Source organism: Mesorhizobium sp. M2A.F.Ca.ET.039.01.1.1, from assembly GCF_003998035.1.
Taxonomy (GTDB): domain Bacteria; phylum Pseudomonadota; class Alphaproteobacteria; order Rhizobiales; family Rhizobiaceae; genus Mesorhizobium.
This window is the reverse complement of sequence record NZ_RZRY01000384.1, coordinates 1-6,105: the sequence shown is the minus strand read 5'-3', so window position 1 is coordinate 6,105 and position 6,105 is coordinate 1. Positions and strand designations below refer to the sequence as shown.

General features: G+C 64.6%; 5 protein-coding genes. 1 reads left to right on the top strand and 4 read right to left on the bottom strand.

The genetic code is table 11. The features are described from left to right. The 4 genes from EOA24_RS24505 to dusB form a co-directional block, all read right to left on the bottom strand. A partial coding sequence (locus tag EOA24_RS24505) for a PAS domain-containing sensor histidine kinase (protein ID WP_133374593.1) occupies window positions 1-1,775 on the bottom strand: 1,775 nt, incomplete at its 3' end. Window positions 1,776-1,902: 127 nt separating this feature from the next. Continuing rightward, window positions 1,903-3,363, bottom strand: a complete 1,461-nt coding sequence (ntrC, locus tag EOA24_RS24500) for a nitrogen regulation protein NR(I) (RefSeq protein ID WP_126082757.1) — start codon at window positions 3,361-3,363, stop codon at window positions 1,903-1,905. Further along, window positions 3,360-4,496 (bottom strand): nitrogen regulation protein NR(II), encoded by a 1,137-nt coding sequence (locus EOA24_RS24495; protein ID WP_126082758.1) that lies wholly within the window; start codon window positions 4,494-4,496, stop codon window positions 3,360-3,362. The genes ntrC and EOA24_RS24495 overlap by 4 nt, the downstream gene beginning before the upstream one ends. Then, window positions 4,493-5,521, bottom strand: coding sequence for a tRNA dihydrouridine synthase DusB (gene dusB / locus EOA24_RS24490; RefSeq protein ID WP_126082759.1), 1,029 nt, complete (start codon window positions 5,519-5,521; stop codon window positions 4,493-4,495). The genes EOA24_RS24495 and dusB overlap by 4 nt, the downstream gene beginning before the upstream one ends. A gap of 140 nt (window positions 5,522-5,661) precedes the next feature. On the opposite strand from dusB, the gene EOA24_RS24485 reads away from it, so the two are divergent. Continuing rightward, the coding region (locus EOA24_RS24485) for a 2-C-methyl-D-erythritol 4-phosphate cytidylyltransferase (RefSeq protein ID WP_148669977.1) at window positions 5,662-6,105 on the top strand (444 nt) is incomplete at its 3' end.

The window sequence follows — 6,105 nt, the reverse complement described above, 5'->3', positions numbered from 1 at the left end:
CGCAGCGACTCGCGCAGATCGATCGCCTTCATCTCCGGCTTCGGCATGCGGGCGAAGGCCGAGAATTCGTCGACCATGCGGCCGATGTCCTCGACCTGGCGGATGATGGCATCGGTGCACTGGTCGAAGACCTCGCGATCCTCGGTGATGACCTTGCCGTAGCGGCGCCTGATGCGCTCGGCCGAGAGCTGGATCGGCGTCAGCGGGTTCTTGATCTCATGCGCGATTCGCCGCGCCACATCCGCCCAGGCCGAAGAGCGCTGCGCCTGGACGAGATCGGTGATGTCGTCGACCGTGACCACGTAGGATTTCTCTTCCTCGCCGTCGTCGCTGGACTCGACGGTGACCTGGACGTTGAAGGTGCGCTCCAGGCCGGCGCGGAAGAAGGTTACCTGCTCGCGGTAGACCGGCTTGCCCGACTGGCGTCCGATCTCGAAGACCCGGCCGACAAGGGGCAGGACCGCCGAAAGGTTCTGGCCGAGCGTCGCACTTGCCGAAATCGCCAACATGGTTTCGGCCGAGCGATTGACGATGGTGATGATGCCGTAGGGGTCGACGCCGATGACACCGGCGGTGACGCCGGCCAGCACCGCCTCCGAGAAGCGCCGGCGCTCGTCGATCAGATCCTTGGCCGAAAGGAGCTCGTTGCGCTGCGATTTGAGCTCGAGGATCATGTTGTTGAAGGTCTCGCCGAGCGAGGCGACATCGCCGTCGGATTGGCGCACGGGCACGGCGACATCGAGATTGCCGGTGGCCACCTCGTCGGCGGCGCCGATCAGCTGACGGATCGGCCGCACGATCCGGTCGGCAACGGCGATGCCGGTCCAGATCGCCGACAGGATAATGATCAGCGTGAGCGACAGGTAAGGCAATGCAAAGGCGACCTGCGAGGTCCGCCGGTTGTCCTCCAGATTGCGGTATTCATCGGTGTTGCCCTTGACGATCTGGCGCGCCTTGATGACGTCGGGATCGACCAGCCGGATCGTATAGAGGTAAAGCCCTTCGATCTCGCGCAGCTTGATGATGGCGCCCATGATGTTGCGGGTGCGCGGCTCGATCAGCACCGGCTTGCCGGCCGCCGCGGTGTCGACGGCGCCCGCCGGCGGTTCAGGCATGGCGAAGTCGGCGTCGGTCTTGGCTTTCATGACGAACGAGCCGTCAGGATTGATCAGGGCGGCGTGCGCCAGTCCGCGGCCAACGGCTTCCTTGTTCAACAGATCGAGGAAACCACTACGGTCGAGGCCGTAGAGCGTGCGCGAGGCATCGAGATCGTATGCCATCGACAATGTCGTGCCCTGCAGGTTGCGCGCGTTCTCCTGCACATAGGCGTCGGCGATCGACAACGACGAGTTGACGATCGTCTTGGTGCGGATCTCGAACCAGCGGTCAAGGCCGATGTCGAGCGTGATCGACGCGATGATCGCCACCATGATGGCCGGGATTGCGGCAACCAGCGCGAACATCGCGACGATGCGCACATGCAGCCGCGAGGCGGCCCTGCCGTGGCGCCGCGCCAGGACGATGCGGCGCACCTCGCGGGCGATCAGCGCGATCAGGAACAGAACGAAGACGGCATTGGCCGCGACCAGGGCCCAGGTCGTGTCGGCGGTCGGCGCGATCGGCGTTGCGCCGACCAGGATAGCAAACGAGATTGCCGCCGTGATCACCGCGCCGGCGATGGCCACCACGCCGGGCAGCGCCAGCAGCCGTCGGCCGTCACGTGTGCCAGCCTGGCTGAAAAGCGGTTGGTTCAGGGTCGGAGCCTCAGCTGCCATATCGCGGTACAGAGTCGGTCATTGCGTCGGATGTATGCAACGCATTGTGGCGATTATGCAACAAGTGTGGCCGAGGACGAAATCTTTCCCCCGTCAATTCGCCAATTATTGCAAGCACGAGGCTGCGCTATGGCTGCCTGGACGACTTGTATACGTTGACGCCAAGCTCGCGGATCTTCTTGCGCAGCGTGTTGCGGTTGAGCCCCAAAAGCTCCGCCGCCTTGATCTGGTTGCCGCGCGTCGCCGTCATCGAGGCCAGCACCAGCGGATATTCGACCTCGGCGAGAATGCGCTGGTAAAGCCCCGACGGGGGTAATTCGCCGGCGAAGGAGGCGAAATAGCGCTGCAGGAAATGCTCGACCGCCTGGCCGATCGACAGATCGTCGGGAATGAGCGCGCCGCCGTCCGGCACGACTGGCCTCTCGCCGGTCTTGAGCTCAGACTCGATGATTTCCGACGAAATCTCGTCCTGCGAGTAGAGGGCGGCCAGCCGGCGCACCAGGTTTTCCAGCTCGCGCACATTGCCCGGCCAGGGATAGCGCTTCATGAGCTCGATGCCGCCGGACGAAATCCGCTTGGTCTGCAGGCCCTCGCTGGCGCCCTGCTTGAAGAAGTGCCGCACCAGGTCGGGAATGTCCTCGGAACGCTCGCGCAGCGCCGGCAGCCTCAGCGGCACAACATTGAGGCGATAGAACAGGTCTTCGCGGAAGAGGCCCTGATTGATCAGCGTGCGCAGGTCCTTGTTGGTGGCCGCGACGATGCGCACGTCGGTCTTGATCGGCGTGCGTCCGCCGACCGTCGTGTATTCACCCTGCTGCAGGACGCGAAGCAGCCGGGTCTGCGCTTCCATCGGCATATCGCCGATCTCGTCGAGGAACAGCGTGCCGCCCTCGGCCTGCTCGAAGCGGCCGCTGGAACGGTTCTGCGCGCCGGTAAAGGCGCCCTTCTCGTGGCCGAACAGTTCCGATTCGATGAGGTCGCGCGGAATCGCCGCCATGTTGATGGCCACGAACGGGCCGCCGCGGCGTCGGCCATATTCGTGCAGCGCGCGCGCCACCAGCTCCTTGCCGGTGCCGGATTCGCCGCTGATCATGACCGTGAGATCGGTCTGCATCATGCGCGCCAGCATGCGGTAGATGTCCTGCATGGCGGCGGAGCGGCCGACCAGCGGCATCGTTTCCGGCTGGTCCTCCCCGCGGGCGTCGAGCTTCGGCCGCTTCGGCTCGGATAGCGCCCGGTTGACGATGTTGAGCAGCTCGGTGAGGTCGAATGGCTTCGGCAGATATTCGTAGGCGCCCGTCTCGGAGGCGCGGATGGCGGTCATGAAGGTGTTCTGGGCGCTCATGACGATGACCGGCAGCTCGGGCCGCGCCTTCTTGATGCGCGGCAGCATGTCGAAGGCGTTTTCGTCCGGCATCACCACATCGGTGATGACGAGATCGCCTTCGCCAGCCGCCACCCAGCGCCACAGGGTCGAGGCGTTCGAGGTGACGCGCACCTCGTGGCCGACGCGCGACAGCGCCTGGTTGAGCACGGTGCGGATGGCCGCATCGTCGTCGGCGACCAGAATATTGCCGCGAACGCTCATTTGCGGTCTCCTTCTGCTTCATCGCCTGAGCCGGGCGAAGTCTCCTTCCAGGCCGGCATCAGGACGCGGAACGTGGTGCCCCGCGCGGTCGAATCGCATTCGATGATGCCACCATGCTCGCCGACGATCTTGGCGACCAGCGCGAGCCCGAGGCCGGAACCATTCGGCTTGGTGGTGATGAACGGATCAAACAGGATCGGCAGGATGTCTTCCGATACGCCGGGACCGTTGTCATGCACGCAGAATTCCAGCGGTAGCGAGACGCGGTCCTGCGTTCCAGGCACCGAAACGCGGATGCCCGGACGGAAAGCCGTCGACAGCACGATCTCCCCCTGCGGATCCGATCCGATCGCTTCGGCAGCATTCTTGACCAGGTTGAGGAAGACCTGGATCAGCTGGTCACGGTTGGCGAAGACCGGAGGCAGTGATGGATCATATTCCTCCAAGATCTTGATTCGCCTAGCAAAACCGTTCTTAGCGATCGCCTTCACGTGGTCGAGAACGACGTGAATGTTGACGGGATAGCGCTCGATCGGCCGCTCGTCGGAAAACACTTCCATACGGTCGACCAGCGAGACGATGCGGTCGGTTTCGTCCGTGATCAGGCGGGTGAGCGCCCGGTCCTCGTCGGAAGCCGAGAGTTCGAGCAACTGGGCCGCGCCCCTGATGCCGGAGAGCGGGTTCTTGATCTCGTGCGCCAGCATGGCGGCCAGGCCGGTGACGGAGCGCGCAGCACCGCGATGCGTCATCTGGCGGTCGATCTTGTCGGCCATCGACCGTTCCTGGAACATCACGACGACGGAACCCGGAAACTCCGGCACAGGAGCGACATAGAGATCGACCATCTTCTCGATGCCGAGGCGCGGCGACGAGACGTCGACGCGGTATTCGTTGACCGGCGCACGGCGCTCGCGCACCTGGTCGACCAGCGTCAGCAGCGGGCTTCCGAAGGGCACCAGCTTGGACAGCGTGTTGCGGGCAAGCATGGTCGCGCTGGAGCGGAAGAAATCCTCGGCATCCGCGTTGGCAAAAGTGATGAAGCCGTCGGGATCGACCATGATCACCGGGCGGCGGATGGTGTTGAGCACGATGTTGGCGGCGTCCGCCACCTGCTGCGGGGCATTGGCCTTCATGCAGCGCTCCGCAGGCTGTCCAACGGCAAGCTGTCGGTGAATACGCGGCGCAATTCGGCGACGATCTCCGCCGGTTCGAACGATGTGAGGATACGTTTGCGCTGCTCGGCGCGAACACCTGGAGCATGGCGGTCAAGATACCAGCCGAGATGCTTGCGCGCCTGGCGCAGGCCGCTTTCGACGCCGTAGAGCGCGAGCATGTCGTCGTAATGCGAGACGACGTAATCGGTTAACTCTTGCGGCGTCAGTGGAATGCCCTGTGTCTTTGCGCCGCCCGCGGCCGTCGCAATACCGCCGGCGATCCATGGCGCGCCATAATGCGCGCGGCCGATCATCACCGCGTCGGCGCCGGATTGATCGAGGATCGCCGCTGCTTCCTCAGGCGAGCCGACATCCCCGTTCGCCACCACGGGAATCGACACGGCTTGCTTGACGCGCGCGATGGCGCGCCAGTCGGCCCTGCCCTGGTAGAACTGACAGCGCGTGCGGCCATGCACGGTCACCATGCTGACGCCGGCCTGTTCGGCGCGCCGCGCCAGCATCGGAGCGTTGAGAGCGCTTTCGTCCCAGCCCAGCCGCATCTTGACCGTCACCGGCAGCGAGACGGCGCCGACCACCGCCTCGATCAGGGACAGTGCATGGTCGAGGTCGCGCATCAGCGCCGAACCGGCATAGCCGCCGGTCACCTTCTTCGCCGGGCAGCCCATGTTGATGTCGATGATATCGGCGCCCTCGCCCGCCGCGATTCGCGCGCCCTCGCCCATATGGGCGGCCTCACGGCCGGCCAGCTGCACCATATGTACCGGCAGGCCGGAATGACGTATACGCAGGTCGCAGCCCGCCCTGCCCTTGGCCAGTTCGCCGCTCGCCACCATTTCCGACACGACCAGCCCCGCGCCATGCGCGTGGGCGCGCTGCCGGAACGGCTCGTCGGTGATGCCCGACATCGGCGCGAGGAAAACCCGATTGCGGATTTTTACCCCGCCGACATCGAGTGGCGATGCCAATGTGGTCAGTTCAGCCATGCACAAAAACCAAGCATGTTCGATCGTTGCACATTCTCTAGCCAGAAGTGTGGCGTTGTGCAACGCGCAATGACGTCACATTAAGGCGCATTTTGGAAAATGCTGGCCTTCGGCCATCACCCCGACTAGGACCGATCGGAATGAGCGAGGCAAGCGAAAAGCAAGCGGCGTCCCCAGGCGGCGGGATCGGAGTGGTGATCGTGGCCGCCGGCCGTGGCGCGCGCGCCGGTCAGGCCGACGGTCCGAAGCAATATCAGCGCATCGGCGGCCGTGCCGTTATCGCCCATACTCTGGATATCTTTCTTTCGCATCCGTTGATCGGCCCGGTTGTTGTCGCCATCCACGCCGACGATGCCGAGCTGTTGCAACGCGCCGCGGGGGCACACGCCGAACGTCTCATCACTGTTATCGGCGGCCCGTCGCGCCAGGCCTCCGTCCGGCTCGGCCTCCTCGCGCTAAGGGACCAGGCACCCGAAAAGGTGCTTGTGCATGACGCCGTGCGCCCGTTCGTCGATGCCGGGCTGATCGATCGCACCATCGAGGCCATCGGGGAGCGCCACGGCGTCATGCACAAGTTCCTTTTC